The sequence below is a fragment of the Spiribacter vilamensis genome, assembly GCF_004217415.1.
In the GTDB taxonomy this organism is placed as follows: domain Bacteria; phylum Pseudomonadota; class Gammaproteobacteria; order Nitrococcales; family Nitrococcaceae; genus Spiribacter; species Spiribacter vilamensis.
Genome location: NZ_SHLI01000001.1, coordinates 345,018 through 369,660, shown reverse-complemented (window position 1 = coordinate 369,660; position 24,643 = coordinate 345,018). Strand labels below are relative to the sequence as shown.

The 24,643-nt window shown below is 65.3% G+C and carries 21 protein-coding genes; 15 read left to right on the top strand and 6 right to left on the bottom strand.

The annotated features are described in order from the left end of the window. Positions 1 to 11 precede the first annotated feature (11 nt). From mobA to EV698_RS01850, 8 genes are all read left to right on the top strand, one after another. Positions 12 to 593 (top strand): molybdenum cofactor guanylyltransferase MobA, encoded by a 582-nt coding sequence (gene mobA / locus EV698_RS01885; RefSeq protein WP_239016271.1) that lies wholly within the window; start codon positions 12 to 14, stop codon positions 591 to 593. Next, positions 590 to 1,834, top strand: coding sequence for a molybdopterin molybdotransferase MoeA (moeA, locus tag EV698_RS01880; RefSeq protein WP_130502480.1), 1,245 nt, complete (start codon positions 590 to 592; stop codon positions 1,832 to 1,834). Before mobA ends, moeA begins: the two co-directional genes overlap by 4 nt. A 105-nt stretch (positions 1,835 to 1,939) precedes the next feature. Continuing rightward, a complete protein-coding gene (locus tag EV698_RS01875; protein WP_130502479.1) occupies positions 1,940 to 3,151 on the top strand; it encodes a toxic anion resistance protein in 1,212 nt (403 codons plus the stop codon). A gap of 6 nt (positions 3,152 to 3,157) precedes the next feature. Next, a complete protein-coding gene (locus EV698_RS01870) occupies positions 3,158 to 3,589 on the top strand; it encodes an OmpA family protein (RefSeq protein ID WP_130502478.1) in 432 nt (143 codons plus the stop codon). 23 nt (positions 3,590 to 3,612) lie between these two features. Continuing rightward, complete coding sequence (locus EV698_RS01865; RefSeq protein WP_130502477.1) at positions 3,613 to 5,328, top strand: OmpA family protein; 1,716 nt, start codon at positions 3,613 to 3,615, stop codon at positions 5,326 to 5,328. Positions 5,329 to 5,342: 14 nt separating this feature from the next. Continuing rightward, a complete protein-coding gene (locus tag EV698_RS01860) occupies positions 5,343 to 6,110 on the top strand; it encodes a vWA domain-containing protein (RefSeq protein WP_130502476.1) in 768 nt (255 codons plus the stop codon). Beyond that, positions 6,100 to 6,981 (top strand): glycine betaine ABC transporter substrate-binding protein, encoded by an 882-nt coding sequence (locus tag EV698_RS01855; RefSeq protein WP_165385691.1) that lies wholly within the window; start codon positions 6,100 to 6,102, stop codon positions 6,979 to 6,981. The genes EV698_RS01860 and EV698_RS01855 overlap by 11 nt, the downstream gene beginning before the upstream one ends. 1 nt (position 6,982) lies before the next feature. Continuing rightward, positions 6,983 to 7,651 carry a hypothetical protein gene (locus EV698_RS01850; RefSeq protein ID WP_130502474.1) on the top strand — a complete coding sequence of 223 codons (669 nt, stop codon included), beginning with the start codon at positions 6,983 to 6,985 and terminating at the stop codon, positions 7,649 to 7,651. Between the two features lie 38 nt (positions 7,652 to 7,689). Here the strand turns inward: EV698_RS01850 and osmF are convergent, their stop codons facing one another. Next, entirely contained in the window at positions 7,690 to 8,604 is a 915-nt protein-coding gene (gene osmF, locus EV698_RS01845; RefSeq protein ID WP_130502473.1) for a glycine betaine ABC transporter substrate-binding protein OsmF, read from the bottom strand. Positions 8,605 to 8,729: 125 nt separating this feature from the next. Between osmF and EV698_RS01840 the strand changes: the two genes are divergently transcribed. Continuing rightward, positions 8,730 to 9,770, top strand: coding sequence for an NADP(H)-dependent aldo-keto reductase (locus EV698_RS01840; protein WP_130502472.1), 1,041 nt, complete (start codon positions 8,730 to 8,732; stop codon positions 9,768 to 9,770). Between the two features lie 8 nt (positions 9,771 to 9,778). On the opposite strand, the gene EV698_RS01835 is transcribed toward EV698_RS01840, so the two are convergent. Continuing rightward, entirely contained in the window at positions 9,779 to 10,708 is a 930-nt protein-coding gene (locus tag EV698_RS01835) for a LysR substrate-binding domain-containing protein (RefSeq protein WP_130502471.1), read from the bottom strand. 156 nt (positions 10,709 to 10,864) lie between these two features. On the opposite strand from EV698_RS01835, the gene EV698_RS01830 reads away from it, so the two are divergent. The 5 genes from EV698_RS01830 to fdxA all read left to right on the top strand — a co-directional run bounded on the left by EV698_RS01830 (position 10,865) and on the right by fdxA (position 18,782). Beyond that, entirely contained in the window at positions 10,865 to 11,218 is a 354-nt protein-coding gene (locus EV698_RS01830) for a hypothetical protein (RefSeq protein ID WP_130502470.1), read from the top strand. Positions 11,219 to 11,313: 95 nt separating this feature from the next. After that, on the top strand, positions 11,314 to 12,603 hold the full coding sequence (locus EV698_RS01825; protein WP_130502469.1) for a metallophosphoesterase family protein: 1,290 nt from the start codon (positions 11,314 to 11,316) through the stop codon (positions 12,601 to 12,603). Further along, a complete protein-coding gene (locus tag EV698_RS01820) occupies positions 12,603 to 15,776 on the top strand; it encodes an AAA family ATPase (RefSeq protein WP_130502468.1) in 3,174 nt (1,057 codons plus the stop codon). Before EV698_RS01825 ends, EV698_RS01820 begins: the two co-directional genes overlap by 1 nt. Positions 15,777 to 15,783: 7 nt before the next feature. Then, the gene (gene mutS, locus EV698_RS01815; RefSeq protein ID WP_130502467.1) at positions 15,784 to 18,393 is read left to right on the top strand and encodes a DNA mismatch repair protein MutS; all 2,610 of its coding nucleotides are present in this window, start codon (positions 15,784 to 15,786) and stop codon (positions 18,391 to 18,393) included. Positions 18,394 to 18,458: 65 nt separating this feature from the next. Then, positions 18,459 to 18,782, top strand: a complete 324-nt coding sequence (gene fdxA, locus EV698_RS01810) for a ferredoxin FdxA (RefSeq protein ID WP_130502466.1) — start codon at positions 18,459 to 18,461, stop codon at positions 18,780 to 18,782. Here fdxA and xerD read toward each other — a convergent pair. The 3 genes from xerD to EV698_RS01795 all read right to left on the bottom strand — a co-directional run bounded on the left by xerD (position 18,779) and on the right by EV698_RS01795 (position 21,627). Beyond that, on the bottom strand, positions 18,779 to 19,693 hold the full coding sequence (gene xerD / locus EV698_RS01805) for a site-specific tyrosine recombinase XerD (protein ID WP_130502465.1): 915 nt from the start codon (positions 19,691 to 19,693) through the stop codon (positions 18,779 to 18,781). The genes fdxA and xerD overlap by 4 nt on opposite strands. Further along, positions 19,686 to 20,498, bottom strand: a complete 813-nt coding sequence (locus tag EV698_RS01800) for a slipin family protein (RefSeq protein ID WP_130502464.1) — start codon at positions 20,496 to 20,498, stop codon at positions 19,686 to 19,688. The genes xerD and EV698_RS01800 overlap by 8 nt, the downstream gene beginning before the upstream one ends. Positions 20,499 to 20,601: 103 nt before the next feature. Further along, positions 20,602 to 21,627 carry a Fe(3+) ABC transporter substrate-binding protein gene (locus tag EV698_RS01795; protein WP_130502463.1) on the bottom strand — a complete coding sequence of 342 codons (1,026 nt, stop codon included), beginning with the start codon at positions 21,625 to 21,627 and terminating at the stop codon, positions 20,602 to 20,604. A gap of 140 nt (positions 21,628 to 21,767) precedes the next feature. Between EV698_RS01795 and EV698_RS01790 the strand changes: the two genes are divergently transcribed. Further along, the gene (locus EV698_RS01790) at positions 21,768 to 22,907 is read left to right on the top strand and encodes an ABC transporter ATP-binding protein (RefSeq protein ID WP_130502462.1); all 1,140 of its coding nucleotides are present in this window, start codon (positions 21,768 to 21,770) and stop codon (positions 22,905 to 22,907) included. Here the strand turns inward: EV698_RS01790 and EV698_RS01785 are convergent, their stop codons facing one another. Further along, positions 22,908 to 24,602 (bottom strand): ABC transporter permease, encoded by a 1,695-nt coding sequence (locus EV698_RS01785; RefSeq protein ID WP_207220470.1) that lies wholly within the window; start codon positions 24,600 to 24,602, stop codon positions 22,908 to 22,910. It lies immediately after the preceding gene. Between the last annotated feature and the right edge of the window lie 41 nt (positions 24,603 to 24,643).

Sequence of the window (24,643 nt, the reverse complement as noted above, 5' to 3'; positions counted from 1 at the left end):
CCGTGACCGCGATGATCCTCGCCGGCGGTCTGGCGACCCGCATGGGGGGCCAGGACAAGGGGCTGATCCCCCTTGCCGGCCGGCCGATGATCAGCTGGGTGATCGAGGCTATTGATTCTCAAGCCGACGCCGTCATCATCAACGCCAATCGCAACATCGAGGCCTACGAGGCGCTCGGCTACCCGGTCATCACTGACCACGTCACCGGGGCCGCCGGCCCGCTGGCCGGCATCGCCGCCGGGCTGATCGGGTGCCGCAGCGAGTGGCTGGTGACGATGCCCTGCGACACACCCCGTGTCCCGGCCGTGCTGATCCAGCGCCTGGCGGACGGGATCAACGGCGCCGAGGCAGCGGTAGCCCACGATGGTCAACGCCTGCAACCCGCCCATGCCATGCTGAGGGCCTCGGCGGCCGATCGGCTCGAGACATTCCTGGCCCGTGGCGGGCGACGAATGCATGACTGGTACGCGGCCATCGATACGGCAACTGTTGACTTCTCCAACCACCGGGACGCATTCGACAACGTCAATACACCTGAGCAGCACGCCCGGATGGAGGCACGACTGCTCGGCTGGCAAAAGGAAGCGAGATGACGGACGCCACTCATGGTGACCCCCACGGATCGGACCGCTCACTGGCAGCAGCCCTCCACGATCTGGTTACGGCGATCGAGCCCATCACCGGATACCGCCGTGTTGCCCTGCGCGCTGCACTGGGTCAGATCCTGGCCGAACCCTTGAGCACGCCGGTTTCGGTGCCGGCGCATGACAACTCGGCCGTTGACGGCTATGCACTGCGCCATGCCGATGCCGGCCATGTCCGGCTCGGCATTGTGGGCACGGCCGCCGCCGGGCATCCCTACCCGGGCGAAATCGGCCCGGGCGAGTGCGTGCGCATCATGACCGGTGCCGTCGTGCCGCCCGACGCCGATGCCGTGGTCATGCAGGAGCGGGTGACCATCGATGGCGACGTCATCACCCCCACCCAGTGGCCCGCGGCCGGCAATAACATTCGACGCGCGGGCGAGGACCTACAGGCCGGTGATCGCATTCTCGACCCCGGGCGCCGGTTGACCGCGGCCGACCTGGGTGTGATCGCCTCCACCGGCCGCGCCGAGCTGGAGGTAAGACGCCCGCTCCGAGTGGCGTTTTTCTCCACCGGGGACGAGCTGCGCGGGGTCGGTGAGCCGCTCGGGCCGGGGGACATCTATGACAGCAACCGCTACAGCCTCTACGGCATGCTCACCAACCTGGGTGTCGAGGTTCTCGATCTGGGCGTTGTCAAAGACGAGCCGGACACCCTCGCGGGCGCGCTTGCGCAGGCCGCTCACGAGGCGGACGCGATCGTCACCTCGGGCGGTGTCTCGGTCGGCGATACCGACCATCTGCCGACACTGCTGGAGCGCCACGGCGAACTACGCTTCCGGAGCATCGCCATGAAGCCGGGGCGGCCCGTCACCGTCGGGCGATTCGGCACTGCCTGGTACTTCGGGCTGCCCGGTAACCCGGTCTCGGTGATGACCACGTTTACTCAGGTCGCCACGCCTGCCCTGCGCCGGCTGGCGGGGGAAGCCCCTCGCCCCGCTCGACGCCTGAGCGTGACCACCCGCAGCGCACTGGGGAAAAAACCCGGCCGCCAGGATTTCCAGCGGGGACGCCTCGTCGAGGGCGCCGACGGCACGCTCGAGGTGGTCAGCGCGGGGCACCAGGGCTCGGGGGTCCTGCGATCCATGAGCGAGGCCGACTGCTTTATCGTCCTGCCCGTCGAGCGTGGCGATGTCGAGGCCGGTGAAATCGTTGAGGTCGAGCCGTTTACGGCGCCCCTGGTTGTCTAGCAGCCGCGCCTTCCCTCCTCGCCATGACGCCAGTCTCCCGCTACGATGACGGTTTAGCCGGAGCGACGGCTTGTCCGCCCTGGCAGTGACAAGAGGATTTGAATCATGAGCACTTCCGCCGATCAGGCGCTCCAGCCACCCGAGCCGGCACCCGCCGTCGAGCCCGAGGAGGCGGAGCGCAAGGTGCCGCTGCCCGCGGAACGCCAGGACAAACTGGCCGAGCAGGCGACGGCCTTTGTCACGCGGGTGGTGGAATCCGACCCGGAGAGCGACGACTTCAGGGAAGCGGTACGCAGCGCCCATCAGATGGGCAACGCATCCATGCGCGACGCCGCCAATGTCTCCAACCGGCTGCTCGACAAACCGGTCAAGTCGATGGATCAGGGCGCGCTGTCTGGCGAGAGCGATGTCTCCAAATCGCTCCTGGAGCTGCGCAGCACCGTCGAAGAGCTCGATCCCTCGCGGCGCGGCAACCTGTTCGAGCCCAAAAAGCTACTCGGCTTCATCCCCTGGGGCAACAAGCTGAACGACTACTTCCGCGAGTATCAGTCGGCGCAGTCCCATATCGATGCAATCATTCAGTCGCTCTACCAGGGGCGCGACGAACTCCAGCGCGATAACGCCTCCATCGATGAGGAGAAACGCAATCTCTGGGGGCTGATGCAGACGCTCGAGGAGTATGTCTACCTGGGCCGGCAGATCGACGCCGGACTGGAGCAGCGTATCGCCGAAATCGAGAAGCATAGCGAGCACAAGGCGCGTGCGGTTCGCGAGGAGCTCCTGTTCTACGCCCGGCAGAAGGTGCAGGACCTGCAGAGCCAGCTGGCGGTCTCCGTGCAGGGCTATATGGCGCTGGACATGATCCGCAAGAACAACCTCGAACTGATCAAGGGCGTCGAACGCGCCACCAGTGTGACGATTTCGGCGCTGCGCACCGCGACGATCGTCGCGCAGGCACTGACCAACCAGCGCCTCGTCCTCGAGCAGATCAAGGCCCTCAATGAGACGACCGGCGACGTGATCCAGGGCACCAGTGAGTTGATGCGCGATCAGTCGGCGCAGATCCACGAGCAGGCCGCCGACTCGACCATCGAGCTCGACAAACTCGAGAATGCGTTCTCGAATATCTACGCGACCATGGACGAGATGTCCGATTACAAGAGCCGGGCGCTCGAGAGCATGAAACAGACCGTGGACACCCTCGACGGGCAGATCGGCAAGGCCCGCGAGCGAATGGATCGTGTCCAGCAGGAAGAGGCGCAGGATGCCCTCGAGTCGGACAGTGCCAGTCGACCCGCCAGCGGGCTGGAGCTCTGATCGGCGGTGGATCCGAAACGCTACGTCGGCCTGACCCTGCTGGCGGTCGCCATTGCCGCCGCCCTGACACTGGACTGGATCGGTCGCGATCATGCACCGCGCACCTATACCGTGGGATTCGAGCGCGGTACGTCACTAACGGCCGCTGGTGAGCGAACCGTCGAGCGGGTCGCGGCCACCATGGATCGACAGTCAGGCTACCGGGCGAGTCTCGTCGGACATACCGGCACCCGGGGCGAGGCTGAAGCCAACTACGCACTGGGTGAACGCCGCGCTCGAACGGTTCGCGATGCGCTGCAAGCATCGGGCATCGAGCCCGAGCGCATCACGACGCATTCGGTTGGCGGTAAAGAGCCGCTTGAAAGGCAGGCCGATGAGACGGATCGTGCCTACCGCGACCGACTCAGACGCACTGAGGTGAGGTTGCAACTGCAGTGAAACGCAAGGGATCGGAGTGGTACATGGTCAGGAAATCGTTTATCGCACTGGGCGCTACGCTGATGCTTGCGGGCACGGTGCATGCCGGCGACACGGAATCCCTCCGGCAGGCGGTTGATGTGGCGATCCGCGACTGCAGCGCCAGCGACACGCTCAACGTGCCGCTGCGCACGTCCGGCCTCGACCTGGTCCCGCTCTACGCCAATGGCTATGCGCAGGAAACCGCCGGCAACAGTCCGTTCGCCGAGCAGGATGTGGAAGTCGACCTCGCGCTGGAAAACGATCTGGATCAACAGCTCGCCGCCTATCTGCGCTGCGAGACACCCGTCATGCGCCTCACCCAGGCCCAGATGCTGCTCGCAGGCGCGCTGACCGGTGACGATCCACGCACCGAAATGGTGGCGATCTACCAGCACGGCTACTCGAGCGGGGCGGATGCGCTGGTCACGCGGGACAGCGTCGATTCGCTGGCCGATCTCTCGGGCGCCACGATCGCGCTGCAGTCGTATGCCCCCCAGCTCGACCTGCTGGTGAGCACGATCGAGGCGGCGAAAAACCGGGCAGAGGATGCGAACGTATCCTGGACCGATCCGGAGCTGGTCTACACCGATGACCAGGTGGGGCTCGACGGCGACACACCCGGGGCGCGTTTCTACGCCGATGACACGATCGATGCCGCGCTGGTCACTCGGCCCGACGCGGACGTGCTGACCAGCGGCGGAGAGACAGGCACCGGCGCGGAGGGGTCGGTGCGCGGCGCGGAAATCCGGTTTTCGACCCAGGCCGCCAGCCGCGCGATGTCCGAGGTCTACGTGGTGCGGGCCGATTATCTCGAGGCCAACCGGGAGCAACTCAAACGCTTCATCACCGGCCTGCTCCGCGCCGAGGAACAGGTGCGCGAGGACGTCAAAAAGCTGATCGTTGACTGGGAGGCGGTCGCCGGCCAGCTCCTCGGCGACCCGGCCGTGGCGGATGAAGCCGCCGATCTGTGGCGCCGGGTGCAAACCGTCGGCATGCAGGGCAACAGCGACTGGTCCAGCGACGATCATCCGCGGGCGTTTGCGGCGGTGAACAACCGGCTCGCCAATACCCTGGTCCCGCTGGGCGTGCTGGATACCGCGCGCTCCGTGCGTCTGGCCAACTACGACTACAGCGCCCTGGCGGAGGGCGTTTTCGACAAGCGCCGCGTCTCCCTGCCCTCCTTCAATCGGGATGCCGCAACGCGCATGGTCAGCGAGCAGCGTGACGCCGGCGATCTGGAGGCCCGCACAATCGCGGAGTTCCGCATCCAGTTCGAGCCCAACCAGTCCACGTTCCCCATCGACGAGTACCGGGAGGAGTTCGCGACGATCGCCGAGGCGGCGACCGAATACGGCGGCGCGGTCTTTACCGTGGAAGGGCATGCCGACCCCCTCGCCTACCTGCGGCGCAAGGAAAACGGCGCGGATCTGAGTACGCTGCGCTCGATCCGGCAGTCTGCACGCAATCTCAGCCGCAATCGCGCCGTTTCGGTGCGCGATCAGATTATCGACTATGCCGAACAGCAGGACGTCAGTCTGGATGCCTCGCAGTTCGTCACCGAGGGCCTGGGCTTTTCCGATCCGCGGACCGGGATTTGCGGGGGCGATCCCTGCCCACCAGAGACGGAGGCGGAGTGGCGATCGAACATGCGGGTCGTCTTCCGTGCCGTGCAGGTCGAGGCCGAGAGCTCGAGCTTCTCGCCGCCCAACTCGTGGTAAGTGAGGCACAGGCGATGACCCGCATATTGCTTGTACCCGTCGTGCTGTTGATCGCCGCCTGCAGTGATCAACCGGATACGCCGGAACCCGCTCCCACACCATCGGAGATGGGCTGGTCGGCGATTACCGAGCAGCAGTGGCCACCCCGGAACGAAGCACCGGCAACGGAGGCCGATCTCGACATCAACCCCGGGCGCGTCAATATTGCCGTGGTGCTGGACATGTCCGGCTCGATGGCGGAAAGCCGCTGCGCCGGCGAGCATCGCGACAAGGCGGCCGCCGCGCGTGTCGCGATGGGGCGCTGGATCGAGTCGGTACCGGACGATGCCAACCTCGGGCTGGTGACATTCGACGCCGCTGGCGTGGAGGTGGCCGTATCGCCCGGGACAGGTAATCGCGAGGCCTTTCGGCGCGCTGTCGGCACGACTCGACCGGGTGGCGGGACGCCGCTGCGCTCGTCGCTGCAGGAGGCCCACGAGCTGTTGGCGGCGCAGGGCCGACGCCAGCTCGGGTACGGGCGCTATCAACTGATCGTTGTCACCGATGGCGCTCACTCCTCCGGCGAGGATCCGGCTCCCATCATCGAAACCATCGTCACCAACCCGGCCAACCCGGTGGAACTGCATACGATCGGGTTCTGCATCGACGACAGTGCCCTGCGTCGGCCCGGCTGGGTTAATTACCAGTCAGCGAACAATCCCGCGGAACTGGCGCAGGGGCTCTCCCGTGTCCTGGCAGAGTCCACGGCGTTCGAACCCCTGGAGGATTTCCATGAGAACTGATCGTCAGTGGCACGGCCACGGGCGGGGCATTGCCGCCTTTGCCGCCCTCTTTCTGGCCTTTCTGGTCGCCATTGCCCCGGCAAACGCCCGTGAACCGGATATTCGTATCGGCTGGACCGCCTGGAGCGATGCGGAAGTAATCAGCAAGATGACTTACTTCATGCTCACACGCCTGGGGCTCGATGCCGAACTGACGCTGGCCGACGTGTCGGCGCAGTACAAGGCCATCGCCAATGACGATCTGGACGTGATGCTGATGTCGTGGCAGCCGCAGACCCACGCCCGATATCTGGAGGCCTACGGGGCGCGGCTGGAAGACCTCGGCACCCTCTACAACGGAGCCGATGTGGGTCTGGCAGTCCCGGACTACGTTGACCCGTCCATCCGGACCATCGGTGACCTGGCGGCGAATGCGGATCGATTCGACAATCGCATCGAGGGCATTGGTGCAACGGCCGGGGTGATGGGACTCACCGAGGAGGCGATGGAGGCCTACGGGCTGGACGGCTTCGAGCTGCGCGAGGGCAGTGGTCCGCGCATGGCGCAGCGGCTCGGCAGGGCGATCGAACAGAATCAACCCATGGTGGTGACGGCCTGGCGGCCGCACTGGAAATGGGCCGAGTACGATCTCCGCTACCTCGAAGACCCCAGGGGGATCTATGACAGCGTCGAGTCGGTTCATGCGATGGCTCGCACCGGTTTCAGCGCCGATCATCCCCGGGTTGCCGGGCTGATCGAGCGTATCGACTTCGATCTCGATGAGCTCCAGGCGCTGATGGCCGATGCCCAGCGCAACGGACACCGACAGGCGATTCGTGACTGGCTCAATACCCATTCCGAGCGGGTCCGCGGCTGGATTGAAGGCGAGTGACGTGGGTGGCGTCCTGAGCGGCCGGGAGTGGCTTCGCGAACTCTCCGCCGGATCGATGGCCGCCGCTGCCTTCCTGCTCAGCCACTATTCTCTCGGCTTTCCACACTGGCAGTTGCCCGCGGTGGATCTGGCGCTGGAGGCGGCGGTCTCCGTCACGGTCTATGTCGGTATTCGCCTCGCGTGGCCCACACGACCGGGCCTCATCGAGCGTTGGCTCGGACTCGATGATCCGCTACGTCCCCACCTCGCCGACGATGATCCGGAAACGCTCCGCAATGCATTGCAACTGAGTGTCGGTGCCGTTCGCGAGCAGGTAACCGCCCCGGTACAAAAAGAGCTCGACCGGATCGTGGCGGGTGTCGATGCGGTGCTTGCTGTCTGGGACCAGGCGGGGGCAGGCGCAGAGCTCGATTATACGCTGCGGGCGACAATCACCCGCTACGTGCCGGATACACTCGAGCGCTATCTCAAACTGCCCCGGCGCTTCGCCATCGAGCGCGAAATCCGCGACGGCGCCACGCCCCGTGATCTGGTGGTCGAACAGTTACGCACCATTGCCGAGGAGCTTGAATCCATCGCGGAGGAGGTTCATCTCGGCAATGCTCAGGACCTGGCCGCCCACGGCCGGTTCCTCGAGGAGCGCTTTAATCGCCAGGATCCGCTGAGGTGATCACGGGATACAGCACGAGCGCCAGGACAACAACCGACTTAACGTTTCAACTGCTCGAGAAAGCCCGACGCAACCGCGTGGGCCGACTGCCCCTCGACCGCGACGCGGGCATTGAGGATCTGTAGCGTCTCGAGATCAAGTTCGGCAAACAGTGGCTCGAGATGATCGGCAATCGACGGATGCGCCTCGAGCACAGGCGCCCGGACCACCGGTGATGGCTGATAGACCGGCTGGACACCACGGTTATCTTCCAGGACCACCAGTCCCAGCGCGCTTACGCCGCCATCGGTCCCGTAAGTCATGGCGCCGGTGACGTCATTGTCCGAACGTGCCGCCGCGCGCAGGGTGGCCGCCGTGTCCCCGCCGGAGAGGACGAGCAGTTCGTCGGCCGTCAGCTCGAAGCCATAGGCGGACTGGAAGGCCGGCAATGCCGATTCCGAATCCACGAATTCGGCACTGGCGGCGAAACGGAATTCGCCACCATCGTTGAGATAGTCGGCCAGGTCATCCAGCGACTCGAGCCCTTCGGCCTCGGCAAGGTCGCGACGCACGCTCATCGCCCAGGTATTGTTCGCCGGAGCGGGCTGTAACCAGACCAGGTCATTGCGCTCGCCATCGAGCTCGCGGACTGTCTCGTAGGCCGTTTCGGCATCGTTCCAGCCGGGCTGATCGGCGCGATCGAAGAAAAAGGCGCCATTGCCCGTGTATTCCGGATACAGATCGATCTCGCCGGCCTTGATCGCCCCGCGGACGATGCTCGTTGTGCCGAGCTGGAGGCGATTCTCGGTGGGCACGTTATTGGCCTCGAGCGTCTGGATGATCAGCTGGCCGAGCACCGATCCCTCGGTATCGATCTTCGACGACACCACGACCGGTGACTGGGCCTGGGCCGCACCGACGCCGAGGGCGAGCGCCATCGAGGTGACGAAACGGAACGGGTGGATAGTGGCCATAGCATCTGTCCTTGAAGCATAGACAATCGAGTGTAGCGAAACCGGACTGAGCGGGTCGACTGATACGGCATGGCGCCGCAAACTGTGATTTGATCTATCCAACCCCGTTCAACAGGAGCCAATGAGTGGAATACCGCAAACTCGGCCATACCGACATCGAGGTCAGCGCGCTGTGTCTTGGCACCATGACCTATGGCAAGCAGAACACGCAGCAGGACGCCTCGTCGCAACTCGACTATGCGGTAGAGCGCGGCATCAACTTCATTGATACCGCGGAGATGTACCCCGTTCCGCCAGAAACGGAAACCCAGGGTGATACCGAGACCATGATCGGTCACTGGCTTGCCAACCGCCGCCGTCGCGACGATCTGGTCATCGCCACCAAGATCTCCGGCCCCGGCCTGAGCACCGTGCGCGGTGGCAAGGGCGACTACAGCCCCGAGAACATCCGGCTTGCGGTGGATGAGTCGCTGCAACGGCTGCAGACCGACTTTATCGATCTCTTCCAGTTGCACTGGCCCGCCCGAAACAGCAACTTCTTCGGCAAACTCGGCTACACGCCGCGTGGCGACGAGAGCGATCCGGCCGAGGACATGCTCGCTGTGCTGACAACTCTCGGGGAACTGGTGCAGGCGGGCAAGATTCGCCACGTCGGGCTCTCCAATGAATCCGCCTGGGGCACCATGAAATTCCTCGAGCTCGCGGAACGGCACGGGCTGCCGCGCATGGTGAGCGTGCAGAACCCCTACAACCTGTTGAACCGCAGCTACGAGGTCGGACTTGCGGAGGTATCGCACCGGGAAAATGTGGGGCTTCTGCCCTATTCACCCCTCGCCTTCGGCGTGCTGAGCGGTAAGTATCTGAACGGCCGCCAGCCGGAGAACGCCCGGCTTACACTGTTCGAGCGTTTCTCGCGCTACACGAAGGCCCCGGGCGTTCGCGCCACCGAGGCCTACGTCCAGCTCGCACAGGAGCATAATCTTGATCCGGCCCGAATGGCGCTGGCATGGGTGACCTCACGGCCATTCGTAACCAGCAACATCATTGGCGCGACCACGATGGAGCAGCTCGAGAACGACATCGACAGCGCCGACCTCAGGCTCGACGATGATGTGCTCGACGCCATCGAGGCGATTCATGCAGAGGCGCCCAATCCCTGCCCATGATGGGCTGATCACCCCGTCGCCGAGGCAGCCGCACCGTTGGGAGTACCCGCGAAGTGATCCATGATGTGCTGGGCGAGCGCCTCAACGGCCGCCCCCCGGGCGGGCATACGCAGCATGAGCACCTCGTAATCCCCCAGCGGTGACAGGCCGGCTTCATCTTCCTCGATCACCCGTAGCGGGGGCCGCACGAGTCCGCGGGGCAGCGGCGTGATCGCGATATCCTGCCCGGTAGCGGCCTCCTGCGCCGCGGTGTGCTCGCAGGTGTAGGCAATACGGTAACGATGGCCGCTGCGACTCAGCGATTCCAGCGCCATGCGTCGCCACGGGCAGCCACGATCGGCGACGGCGATGGGCAGAGGTGTTCGCTGCAGGGCGACACCGCCCTCGCGACCCGCCCAGACCAGCGGTTCGCGATAGACCGGTTCGGCAAGCCGGTGGGGGCGATTGCCGGCCTCGGCAATCAGCAGGGCCAGATCCAGCTCACCGATATCGAGACGCCGCATCAAATCCGGGCTTCGACCCACGCGCACATTGACCTGGACGGCCGGATAGCTGCGACTGAACAGCGACAGAATGCCGGGCAGAACGCGTGTCCCCAGATCGTCCGGCGCCCCCAGCCGGACAGTGCCCCCGACCTGCGGCGAGAGAAACTGCCCCACCGCCTCGTCGTTGATCTCCAGTAGCTGCCGGGCGAAACCCAGCATCGTCTCTCCTTCGGGCGTGAGATGGACCTGGCGCGGCTCGCGCACGAACAGGGCCCGCCCCAGCATCTCCTCGAGACGCTTGATCTGCATGCTTACCGCCGACGGCGTCCGATAGATCTGCTGTGCGGCGCGCGAGAAGCTTCCGGTCTCGGAGATGGCGAGAAAAGTCCGCAGGATTTCCATATCCAGCAGTGGCAGGCCCTGGGGTGAATTCGGTGACGTCGGTGTCGACATCGACAGCTCCTATCCGTCCATGTGGATCATTAAAATTCAATTGAAAGTTTATTCTTATTCGTTTGTCTGAACAAATGCTCGGCGGGACAATATAGTCAATGCAGCGGAAAGGCTGCTTATGAAAGCCGTCACACGACTCAACGGAGGTCTACGACGATGATCAACAATACCGATCGAAACACCCATACCATTAACCTCCGTGAACAGACGGAGAAAAACAACATCGGGCTCTGCCTGCCGGCCATGCCGCCCGTCGGCCTGTCGCGGGCCATCGGGCAGTGGCTGCGGGGCCGCCGTCGGCACCACGGTGCAGCCGACCCGACCCGGCTGAACAGCCATCTGAAGGCCGACATCGGCATCAACACCCGCGACGACCACCGCCTGGGCGAGCGGGAGCTGACACGGATCTATTCCCAGCCGCTGGGACAGATCCGGCTGAGCCGGCAGAGTGGCGCCCCCGCGGAGCAGCATCGGACCATTGGCCGCCGCGTACAGGATACGCGCCACTAATTTCCCCGATCTGCGAGGCTCCGACCGACCGCCGGTGGCATAAAACACCGGCGGTCGACTTGTTTATTGCGGTCTGATCTTCGAGCATTGGGTGCATGACCCTCAAACTTCTCGCCGTAGGCGACCTGCACCTCGGCCACCGGCCCACCCGATTACCCGACGACCTGGCGCAACGCAGCGATGACTTCTCACCGGCCACGGCCTGGCGACGCACGGTCGATCTGGCAATCCGGGAGCACGTCGCAGCCGTTCTGCTTGCCGGTGATGTCGCCGAATCCAGCCATGACTATTTCGAGGCGTTGCCGCGTCTGCAGGCCGGGATCGCCGATCTCGCAAGTGCCGGTATCCAGACCTTTGCCGTTAGCGGCAATCACGATGTCAACGTCCTGCCACAGCTACTCGAGCGTGTCCCCGGGGCCCGGCTCCTGGGTCGCGACGGACAGTGGGAGTCTGTACGGCTATCCGACCCGTCCGGCGAGAGCAGTGACAGCGCAACGCTTTGGGGGTGGTCCTTTCCCACCGATCGGGTGAACACCAGCCCCCTCGCGCAGCTGCCAGCAGACCGCGGGACGGGGCCGCTGCTCGGGCTCCTTCACTGCGATCGGGATCAGGCCGGAAGCCCCTATGCCCCGGTCACCAGCGACGAGCTCCGCGGTGCCCGGTTCGACGCCTGGCTCCTCGGGCATATCCATCAGCCCGACCCGCTCACTCCGACCCGGCCGACCGGCTACCTGGGCACGGTGGTCGGCCTGGATGCCGGCGAGGCCGGTCCTCGCGGTCCCTGGCTCATCGAGATCAGCAGTGGTCGTATCCAGCGCTTCGATCAGCGCACCATCGCTCCCATGCGCTGGGAGCGCATGGATATCGATCTCAGTGACGCCACGACGAGCGAGGAGGTCACCCAGCGGCTCAGCGATGCACTGGCGGCGCTTGCAACACGGCTTGGCGACGATCGGGAACAGCCGGACCTCGTGGCCCTGCGGCTACGCCTGATCGGCGAATGCGATCTGACCGAAGCGGACATTCGTGCGGCAATGCCCGAAACCGACCGTAGCCTGGGCCTGCCGGGTGGGTCCTCCATCCAGTGGTATATCGAATCGTGGCGCATTGACACGCGGCCGGTGACGCCGCTGACGCGCCTAGCCGAGCGGGACGATCAGCCCGGGCTACTCGCGAGACGGTTGCTGATCCTGCAGCGCGACGCCGACGACGCGGATCGCCGCGCCCTGCTCGAAGCGGCGACACAACACCTGCAGTCCGCAGCCACCCGATCGCGCTGGGAGCAGCTGCCCGGCCGCCCGCCGGAGACCGACATCGTCGCCGAATGGCTGCGTGAAAGCGGGCAGAATGCGCTGCGCGCCATGCTTGCCCAGGAGCGGGACTGATGCAGCTATCCCGCATCGACATCGAGCTGCTTCCCGGTATCGACCCGATACAAGTCACCGACCTGCGCCCCGGCACGAATTTCATCACTGGTCCCAATGCAATCGGCAAGAGCAGCCTCATCCGGGCCCTGCATTATCTGCTTGCCGACGCGCGTCCCGGCGATCCGTCCGCGCTCTCGATCAGCGCCCGGTTCAACGACGGGCAGCATCACTGGCAGGCACAGCGTAACGGCCAGCACCGCCGCTGGCTTCGGGACGACGAGCCCGGCGACCCGCCGTCACTGCCCACCCCCGACACGCTGCACTGTTACTGGCTGCGGGCGGAGACACTGATCTCGCCGGACGGAGACAGCGATCCGGCGCTCGAGCGACGCTTGCGCGAGGCCCTGGCCGGCGGCATTGACCTCGATCGCGTGCGCGAAGACGCCGGCCTGATCCCGGCGGCATTCCCGCGCAATGAGCGCAGCGAGTGGCAGGCCGCAATCCGCCACCGGGAGGATACCGAACGCCATTACCGTGATCTGGAGGAACAGCGCGCACGCCGGCCGAATCTTGCCCGGCAACAGGCAGACGCCCGAGCGGCGCGGGACAGCCTCGAGCGCCTTAACCAGTGTTACCGGCTCAAGGAGGCCATGGATCAACGCCGGGCGCTGGAGGCCCGCCAGGCAGAGTTTCCGGCGGTTCTGCGGGCGCTGGAGGGCAATGAGGCCGAGCAGATCGATGCCCTCGATCAGCGCATCGATACCCTCCGGCAGGAGCTTCGCGACCTGGCACGCACGCGGGTGGGACAAGACACCACGCTGGCCGCCACCGGTCTCGCCGAGCGCCAGCCGGATCGCGGGCTGATCAGTGACTGCCGGCAGCGGCTCGAAGCGTTGCGCAGCGCCGAACAGACCCGTGCCCACGCCGCCGAGGCGCAGGCCGTGGCCGCGACTGAACGCGACCATGCCGCCGCGGCACTGAATGTGGACACAGCCACGGCACCCGCCCTCGATCCCGCTACGGTGGATTCGGTCGGCGAGGCCCTGCGCGAATACCGCGCTGCCCGGGAGATGGAGGCGCGGACACGCACGCCGGCGCGATCAACGGATCGCATCACCCTGGCTTGCCTGGCGCTCGCCACTGCCAGCGGACTGGGCGCTGGCATCGCGGACGGCCTGACCGGCCAACTGCTGACGGCCACTGGCGCACTGGTCGCGGGTCTCGCCGCGGCGGCGGCCGCCGTCCGGCTACGGTTGAGTCAACGCACCACCAGCGCTGGCTTCGAGGTGGTGACTGCCGAGGCGCGCGACCAGCTCGATACAACGCTTGGCCGGGCCGGGCTGGCGCACCTGGACTATGTCGAGCTGGGGCTTGCACGCTTCCTTGATCTGGTAAGCGCGCTCGATCGGGCACGGCTCGAGCATGACCGCGAGGCGGCAAGAGTCGCGGAGCGGGATCGTCAGATCGCAACCACGCAGGCCCGGCTTCGTGAGCGGCTGGCCGCGTGGATTGATGTCGGGGAGACCGCCGATACACCTGCCTTGCAGACCGCCCTGGAATCGCTGGACGAGCGGCTGGATCGCGCCCGGGACTGCCTGCGAGCGATCGACGAGTCCCGCCGCGAAGAGGATCGCCTGCAGGCCGACCTCGACGACTGCCGGAACCGCAAGGCGTCGATCTACGCGAAAGCGGCGCTTTCCAGTGACGATCGCTCGGGCCTTAATGAACGACTCGCGGATCAGCATCGCTACATGGACAACGAGCGGGCACTCGAGCAGGCGCGGGTAGTGGAGAAGCAGCTGGAGGCCCCGCTGGCAAACCACCCCGATCTGGTTGAATGGTGCACCCGCGCGGAGCCCGGCACCATCGCCACGGCCATCGAGGAAAAGCAGGAAACAGCCGAGCGACTCGAGCCGCTGACCCGCGAGCTTGCCGATCTCGACGCGGAACTCGAGCGTGCCGGCAGCGATGACACGCTGGCCGGGGCCATGGCCAGCGAGCAAGCCCTGGCCCGATCCCTGAGCGATCGGTACGACGGCTACCTGCAGGCGAGCCTGGGGGATTGGCTGTTGACGGATATCGAGGCGGATTACCGCAAGCGTCATGAACCGGGCCTCCTCCGCGACGCCCGTGAGCGGTTCGAGCAGTTCACCCATCATCAGTGGTCGTTCGAGGTCGATGCCGCGCACCGACCGGTGGCGCGGGACCTCAGCCGGGATGTGCGCCGGCCACTGACGGCCCTCTCATCCGGCACACGGATGCAGCTGCTCCTCGCCGCCCGCATCGCGTGGGCCCGGGATCAGGAGGGTCATGGGTCCCCCCTGCCGCTGGTGCTCGACGAAGCACTCACCAACACCGATGCCGACCGGTTCGCGGCGATTGCCCGGAATCTCGAGACGCTTACCCAGGACGAGGGGCGACAGATTCTCTACCTGACTGCGCGGCACGAGGATCTGGACCTCTGGCAACAGAGCGTCGGGGAGGCGCCGCATTGTATCGACCTGGGCGTGCTGCGTGGCGTGACCGACCGGGCGCCCAGACTGTCCGCAGCATCGCCCTCCCGCCAGCCACCGGCGCCGGGTGACTGCGACGCGGTGGAGTACGGCGAACTGCTGCAGGTACCTGCGATTGATCCGCTCGAGGAAGCCGGCATGATTCACCTGTTTCACCTGCTACGCGACGACCTCGAGGGCCTCTATACACTCATGAGCCAGTGGCGGCTTTCGCGCCTCGGACCGTTCGCGGCATGGCTGGAGACACCGGCTGGCGGGGTGGGCCGCCAGCCACTGGCATCGGGCGACAGCCTCGGCGAGCGTCTGCTGATTGCGCGCGCCTGGCACGAGCTCGCGCGCGAGGGGCGCGATCATCCCGTGGATCGGGCAGTGATCGAGACTGCCGGGAGTTTCTCGGCGAAAATGGGCGAGCGAGTCGCGGAACAGGCGGACAGGCTCGCTGGCGATCCGGCGGCGCTGCTCGATACCCTGAGGGGAGGTACCGTACGCCGCCTCCAGCAGGATCACATCAACGCATTCGAATCATGGCTGCAGGAAAACGACTATCTCGATCCGCGGCCCCGCCTTGATGCCGATACCCTGACCCGCCGCCTGCTCGATCAACTCGGTCACAGGGCGGATCCCGTCCTGATCCAGCGAATCAGCCAGTGGCTGGCTGCCGGCACGGACGACCTGTAGTACTGATATGGCTTCCAGCGAATCATCCAGACATACGCCGATGATGCAGCAGTTCCTCCGCATCAAGGCGGAGCACCCCGATATCCTGCTGTTCTATCGAATGGGCGACTTCTACGAGCTCTTCTACGAGGACGCCCGGCGGGCGTCGGCGTTACTCGACATCACCCTGACTCAGCGCGGCGAGTCGGCCGGGGCACCGATCCCCATGGCCGGTGTACCGATCCACAGCTACGAGGGCTACCTGGCGCGGCTCCTGGCGCGGGGCGAATCCGTGGCGATCTGCGAGCAGATAGGCGATCCGGCCACCGCAAAGGGTCCCGTGGAGCGCCAGGTAGTCCGGGTCGTTACACCGGGGACGGTCACCGACGAGGCGTTGCTGGAGGATCGGCGCAGCAACCTGCTCACCGCCCTCGCCCGCGACGGCGATGACTGGGGAGTCGCCAGCCTGGAACTGGCCGCCGGCCGGTACACGGTCAGCGAAGGGCGGGGAGCGGCCGAGCTGAGCGCCGAGCTCGAGCGCCTCTCACCTACCGAGCTACTGGTCGCGGAAACGGCGGAGCCACCGGCCGGCTGGGACGGCTGTGCGAGCCTGACCCGTCGGCCACCCTGGCATTTCGAGCGCGAGGCCAGCGAGCGTGCCCTCGTCCGCCACTTCGGTACTCGCGATCTGAGCGGTTTCGGTGTCGTCTCGATGCCCCGGGCAATCGGCGCCGCCGGCGCTATCCTGCAGTACGTCGCCGATACACAGCGCTCGGCACTGCCGCATATCCGCGAACTGCGCGTCGAGCAGACCGACGCCGCGATCACCATTGATGCCGCCAGCCGTCGCAATCTCGAGCTCGAGACCAACCTCGCCGGCGGGAGCGATCACACCCTCGCTGCGGTGCTCGATACCACCGTTACCGCCATGGGTGGCCGCACCCTGCGGCGCTGGATCAATCGCCCGCTGCGCGATCAGGCCGTGCTTCGGGATCGCCAGGCGGCGATTGCCGCGCTCATCGAGCACGATCCCGCCCCGCTGCGCGAACAGCTGCGACGCTGCGCCGACGTCGAGCGGATCAGCGCCCGCGTCGGGATGGGGTCCGCCCGCCCGCGCGATCTGACCGGACTGCGCGACACGCTCGAGGTGCTGCCGGATCTCGCCGCTGACCTGCAGGGATTCGAAGAGCCGCGCCTGCAGGCACTCGGCCGCGATGCCGCGCCGCTGCCGGTCCCGGCCGATGCGCTGCAACGGGCCCTCGTCGCGCAACCCCCGGTGGTGATCCGCGATGGCGGCGTGATCGCCGATGGATACGACGACACCCTCGATGAGCTCCGCGATCTGTCGCGCAATGCCGACGACTATCTCGCGGATCTGGAAGTCCGCGAGCGGGAGGCCACGGGGCTCAGCTCGCTCAAGGTGGGTTTTAACCGGGTCCACGGCTACTACATCGAGATCGGCCGCAGCCAGAGCGGCGAGGCACCCACCCGCTACACACGACGACAGACCCTGAAGAGTACCGAGCGCTACATCACCCCGGAGCTCAAGGCGTTCGAGGACAAAGTGCTGTCTGCCCGCGAACGCGCACTGGCCCGGGAGAAGGCCCTCTACGATGAACTGGTGCGCTGGCTCGGCGAGCATCTCGGCGGATTGCTTGATCTTGCCGCAGCGCTCGCTGAACTGGATACCCTGAGCACCCTTGCAGAGCGGGCCGACAGTCTCGGCTACAGCCAACCGACCCTGGTACAGACGCCGGGGATCACGATCAGCGAGGGTCGGCATCCGGTCGTCGAGCGCAGCACCGAGAGCCCGTTCATCCCCAACGACATCGCGCTCGATGATCGACGACGGATGCTGATGATCACGGGCCCCAACATGGGTGGCAAATCCACGTACATGCGCCAGATCGCCCTGATCACGCTGATGGCCCATATCGGCAGCTTCGTGCCTGCGGCAACGGCGACATTCGGCCCGGTCGATCGCATCTTCACCCGCATCGGCGCCTCCGACGACCTCGCCGGCGGGCGCTCGACATTCATGGTGGAGATGACCGAGACGGCGAACATCCTCCGCAACGCCACCCGCGAGAGCCTGGTCCTGCTCGACGAGATCGGCCGGGGGACGAGCACCTTCGATGGCCTGGCCCTTGCCTGGGCAACCGCCGAGGCGCTTTGCGAGCGGATCCGTGCCTTTACTCTGTTCGCCACGCACTATTTCGAGATGACGACACTACCCGACCAGTATCCGAGTGCCGCAAACGTCCACCTCGAGGCCGTCGAGCACGCCGAGCGGATCGTTTTCCTGCACAGCGTCCGCGACGGACCGGCCAGTCAAAGCTACGGGCTGCAGGTCGCCGCTCTCGCCGGCGTGCCCGACACGGTCATTCGCACCGCCCGTGACAAGCTCGCCCGGCTCGAGGCCAGTGAACCGACCGCTCCGCAGCTCTCGTTGTTCGCCGAGCCTGCGAGGAACCCGGCACCCGCCCCGGCGGATCCGCAGGCCAGCGCCGTCAGGGAACGCCTGGAAGCGATCGACCCCGATGCGCTGACACCTCGCCAGGCACAGGAGCTTTTATATGCGCTTTGCGACGAGATAAGCGGAAGCGATGATCAGGGCGCCCAACCCCAGCGCACGTAGGTTGATGCCACCCGACCTCCCGCCTAGTCTCGTGGGTATTCAACGCTTACACGCCGGAGAGAACCATGACGTACGTCGTCACCGATAACTGCATCAAGTGCAAATACACCGATTGCGTCGAGGTCTGCCCCGTCGACTGCTTCCACGAGGGCCCCAACTTCCTCGCCATCGACCCGGACGAGTGCATCGACTGCACGCTCTGCGAGCCCGAATGCCCCGCCGAAGCGATCTACTCGGAGGACGACCTGCCTGGCGAAATGGCCCATTTCCTCGGTCTCAACGCCGAGCTGGCGCAGAAGTGGCCGGTCATTACAGAGATGAAGGACTCGCCGGCGGACGCCGAGCAGTGGGACGGCGTACCCAACAAGCTCGAGCACCTCGAGCGCTAACCGCGAGGGTGGTGCCCGGCATGCAACGCCTGTAGCCGCGCCCGGGCCACGTGGGTGTAAACCTGGGTGGTAGAGAGATCGCTGTGTCCCAGCAGAAGCTGGACGACCCGCAGGTCAGCGCCGTGATTGAGCAGGTGAGTGGCAAACGAGTGGCGTAGCGTATGCGGTGACAGTGACTTGTGGATGCCGGCATTTCGGGCGTGATCGCGAATGCGATACCAGAAGGCCTGCCGCGTCATGCCCTGGCCTCGACCGGTGATGAAAACGGCCGACGTTGTCGAGGCCGCGGGCGTTACCCCCCTCGCCCCGTCCAGGTAGTTATCGAGAGCCGCCAGCGCCGCCTCGCCGAGAGGTACCAATCGTTCCTTGCCCCCCTTGCCCGTCACCCGAACAACGCCCTGTCGGCGATTGATCTGATCCATGCGAAGCGATACCAACTCGGAGACCCGCAAGCCGGTCGCGTACAGCACCTCGAGCATCGCCCGATCACGCAGCCCCAGCGTTGTCTCGCCATCCGGTGCGTCCAGCAAGCACTCCACCTCATCCTCATCAAGGGATGCCGGGAGGGGGCGACCGGCCCTGGGTGCATCGACACGAGCGGTGGGGTCATGCTCCATTGCCCCCTGTCGGACCTGGAACCGGTAGAAACGCCGCAGCGTCGATAGCAGCCGGGCACCACTGCGGCGACTCGAGCCGGCCGCGACCCGGGCCGAGAGATAGCCCATCACGTCGGCTCGCCCTATCCGGAGCAGCGTTGGTCTCTCACCGGCTCGCAGCCAGCGGGCGAATGCCTGCAGATCGCTGCGATAGGCGGAGAGCGTGTTGTTCGCAAGCCCGCGCTCCATCCAGAGACCGTCGAGAAAGGCCTCGATAATGGCGGTATCTTCTTCGGCCCCGGTCGACTCAGCCATCCGTACCGGCGGCGGTGCTGGCCGTGGTGGGCGCGACATTGAACGGGGCGCCACCGGTCTGCAGCCCACCCGGTCCCAACGCCTTCATCATCTCCATGGGCACCGGGAAGACAATGGTCGAGGCATTATCCACCGAGATATCGCTCAGCGTCTGGAGGTATCGCAGCTGGATGGCCTGCGGATTCTCGGCCAGCACGTTGGCCGCGTTGAGCAGCTGCTGCGAGGCCTCGTATTCGCCCTCGGCGTGGATCACCTTGGCCCGTCGATTACGCTCCGCCTCGGCCTGGCGGGCGATGGCCCGGATCATCGATTCGTCGAGGTCGACGTGCTTGATCTCGACGTTGGCCACCTTGATGCCCCAGGAATTGGTCTGGTCATCGAGGATCTCCTGGATATCGGAATTGAGCTTGTCCCGCTCGGAGAGCATCTGATCGAGATCGTGCTTGCCGAGAACCGAGCGCAGCGTGGTCTGTGCCAGCTGACTGGTCGCGGCATTGAAGTCTTCGACATGAATGATGGCACGCTCGGGATCCATGACGCGGTAGTAGAGCACCGCGTTCACCTTGACGGTGACATTGTCCTTCGAGATGACATCCTGGGAGGGCACATCCAGCGTTATTATCCGCAGGTCGGTCTTCACCGCCTGCTGTATGAACGGAATGATGAGGCGCAGCCCGGGTCCCTTGACCCGCCAGAAACGGCCCAGGAGGAACACGACACCGCGTTCGTACTCCCGGAACACCCGGAACGACGCGAAAAGGATGATGGCGATCGTGGCAGCGACGATCAGACTGGGAATCAGCATATGACTTTCCTGTAAAACACCCATATATATTAAGACAAAAAAGGCCGCGACAGGGTTCTCCCCGCCGCGGCCAGGTCATCAAGGGGTGGGAAAGTCGACCAGCTTAACGCCAGCCGGCGCGATCCATCACACGCACGGCTTCGGCGTTATTGTCGCCGAGCACGCTCATGTTGACGTCATCGAACTTGTTGCCCGTAAACGGCTGGATGGCTGCGACCGGCTCGACGCCTTCAACCGCCGGGAACTCGTTATTTCCGGCCGAGAACAGCTTCTGCGCCTCATCCGTGGCAAGGAACTCGAGGAACTGCTGAGCCGCGTCCGGATGGGGCGCACCCTCCACCATGCCTGCTCCACCGATGTTGCGGTGGGTGCCACGACCGTCCTGGTTCGGGAAGATCAGCCCTGCGCGATCCGCCACGGCCCGGTCCCCTGCACTGTCCGACAGCGAGAGACGGACCCAGTAGTAGTGATTGGCGACTGCGACACCGCATTCACCAGAGGCCACGCCACGAATCTGGTCGGTATCACCGCCCTGGGGCGAGCGCGCCATGTTGTTGACCAGACCGTTGGCCCACTCCTCGGTCGCTTCAACGCCATGTTCGGCGATCATTGAGGCAACCAGCGACTGGTTGTAATCGTTGTTGGACGAGCGGATACAGACCTCGCCCTTGAAGCGCGGGTCCGCCAGCTCTTCGTAACGCTCCAGCGGTGCCTCGTCATACTGCTCGGTGTCGTAAAAGATGATGCGGACACGCTCGCTGAAGCCGTACCAGAGGTTGTCCGGATCACGCAGCGGGTCGGGGATACGCTCCGCGAGCACATCGGACTGCGTCGGTGCAAAGAGGCCCGCCTCCTCGGCACGCTGCAGACGGGCGGCGTCCACCGTCATGAAGACATCGGCCGGACTGGCGGCGCCTTCGCGGCGAATACGCTCGATCAACTGATCCGAATCGCCCTGCAGCTCGTTGACCTCGATACCCGTGCGCTGTTCGAACGCGTCGTAGAGGGCGTCGTCGGAGTCGTAGTGACGCGCCGTGTAGAGATTCAGGCTCTGTGCGCCAGCGACACTGACACCGACAGTCAGACCGACGCCAATCAGCAGGGCTGTACTGTGGATCATTCTGGACATCGTTTTCTCCTGGTTGTCCGATTGATTGCAGATGCGAATCATTCGCAACTGTTGGGTGATTACAGCGAAAACATGACGGCGCGTCAACCACCAATGAGAATCGCTTGCAAAAACCCGGAGCGATGACGGAAACTTCTAATATGAGCGCACAGCAGCATGATCTGGTTTCCCGTTTCCCCGCCGGCGGCGTATCGGCGACCCGGGCACCCTGCCCTGCGCCCTCCGGTGAAGCACTCCAGCTCGAGGCGATCAGCCACCAGTTCGGCAGCGTCACGGCCGCCGACGACGTCACCCTGCATGTCGAACCGGAAGAACTCCTCTGCCTTCTGGGCCCATCGGGCTGTGGCAAGACAACGCTGCTACGATTCGCGGCGGGGCTGGAGCGACCCCAGCAGGGGCGGGTACGCATCGGCAATACATTGATGTCCGACGCCGCTGACGGCACCTGGACGCCGCCGGAGCAGCGGCAGGTCGGTCTGGTGTTCCAGGACGCCGTTCTGTTTCCGCACCTGAGCGTACTCGATAACGTCGGGTTCGGATTGCCCAAGGTGGCGCCTCGCGAGCGCGAGCAGCGCTCGCGGGCACTGCTCGCGCAGCTCGGTCTCGCGCCCTTCGCCGAGAGCTTTCCGCATGTCCTCTCCGGCGGGCAGCAGCAGCGGGTCGCGCTGGCTCGCGCCCTTGCCCCCTCGCCCCGGATCATGCTCCTCGACGAACCCTTCTCAGGCCTCGATGCCCGGCTCCGTGATCGCATTCGCGACGACACATTGCATTTACTCAAGCGCAACGGAACCGCGACGCTACTGGTGACGCATGACCCGGAAGAGGCCCTGTTCATGGCGGATCGTATCGCCGTTATGAGAGATGGCCGCATCGTCCAGCAGGGCACGCCCACTGATATCTACTGCAATCCGCAGGACCCGTTCGTGGTGCGTTTTTTCGGGGACGTCAACGAGGTCCGCGGCGTGGTGAGCGATGGCCGCGTCGACACGCCGCTGGGCCCCGTGGACGCCGGCCACCTCGCCGATGGGACCAATGCGCAGGTCCTGATTCGACCCGAGGCGCTGCGCGTCGAGCGGCGCTCGGGCCCGGTCGACCCTCGCCACAGCCATGTGTTGATGTCGCGTCTGCTAGGCGGCGCCAGCTTCATCCATCTCTGCGTCCATCAGGGCAATGACGAATACCACATGCATGCCCACATGCCCGGGGTCTTCCTGCCTCAGCGCGACGACCCGATCGATATCCACCTCGATCAGACCCAGGCGTTCGTCTTCCCCGCCTGATCAGCCGTTTTCGTCATATCCGGGACGGGAGCGTCGTATTGCCCGGCTCAGCAGGATGACCGGGATAATCCCGACCACCACGATGGTGAGCGAGGCCGTCGATGACTGACTCAGGCGCTCGTCCGATGCCAGCTCGTAGGAGCGCACCGCGAGCGTCGTGAAATCGAACGGCCGCAGGATAATGGTGGCGGGCAACTCCTTCATGACATCGACGAATACCAGGATGCCCGCGCCGAGCAGACTGCCCCGCATGATCGGGGCATGGACCCGGCGCAGCGTACCGCCGGCCGTCTTTCCCAGGGTCCGGGACGCCGCGTCCATGGTCGGTGTCACCTTGCTCATGCTCGCCTGAACCGTGTTGTAGGACACCGCCAGGAAACGCACCAGGTAGGCATAGACCAGGGCGAACCCACTGCCCGTGAGCACCAGGCCGACATCCCAGCCGAACTCACCGTTGAGAACCCCGTAGATCCGCTGATCCATCCAGCCGAGCGGGATCAGGATGCCCACGGCAATCACCGCACCGGGCACGGCATACCCCATCGCCGATACGCGCACCGCCGCCTCGGTGAGTGGCGATGGCGCGAGCCTCACCCCGTAGGAGAGCACGACCGCCAGGCCGACCGCACCCAGCGCCGCCACCGCCGCGAGGCTTACACTATTGAAAATGTAGGGCAGGAAAGACGCGCCGAACTGTGCATCCCCGTTCGTGATGCTCATCTCGAGCAGCAGCAGCGCTGGCAGGATGAAACCCAGCAGCACGGGCAGACCGCAACCGGCCACCGCCAGCCATCGCCGCCAGCCCGCCAGCTCGTACTGTGGCAGTTCGCGATAGCGACTCGAAGTGTGGAAATATTGCGCCTTGCCACGCGATGCCCGTTCGATCAGCAGCAGCGCCAGGACGAACAGCAACAGCACGCCGGCGAGCTGCGCCGCGGCGGTGCGCTCTCCCAGGCCGAACCAGGTTCGATAGATTCCCGTCGTAAAGGTGTCGAGGGCGAAAAACTGGACCGCACCGAACTCGTTCAGCGTCTCCATCAGGGCCAGCGCCGCACCACCGGCAATCGCGGGCCGGGCCAGCGGTATCGCAATCGTACTGAACAGTCGCCAGGGTCCGCGCCCCAGCGTCCGTCCCACTTCCAGCACGCAGACCGACTGTTCGAGAAAGGCGGCACGGGTCAGCAGATAGACGTAGGGATAGAGGACCAGCGACAGCAACGCGATCGCACCGCCGAGAGAGCGAACCGGCGGGAACCAGTAGTCACCGGCACCCCACCCGAACATGTCGCGCAGAAAACTCTGCAACGGTCCGGCAAACTGCAGGAAGTCGGTATAGGCATAGGCGATCACGTACGTGGGCACCGCGAGCGGCAGCAACAGCGCCCACTCGAAGATACGCTGCCCCGGGAACCGGCACATCACCACCAGCCATGCCGTTCCAACACCCATCACGAGAACACCGACGCCCACGCCCAGGACCAGGCCCGCGGTATTCAGGAGATACCGTGACAGGACCGTCGCTGCCAGATGCGACCAGATATCGGGGGCGGGCACAAAGACCTGCACAAGGACGGTGAGGACCGGAAGCGCTACCAGCAGCGCAATCACGGCCATGATGACTGTCCAGATGCCCATGCGCCGCGAGGCGAGCAGCAGCCGGGGGAGCAGGGAGAGCGAGTGCGCAGAGGCCGCCAAGGTTGTTACTCCGAAAGCTGGATGAGGACCTTATTGGTCCA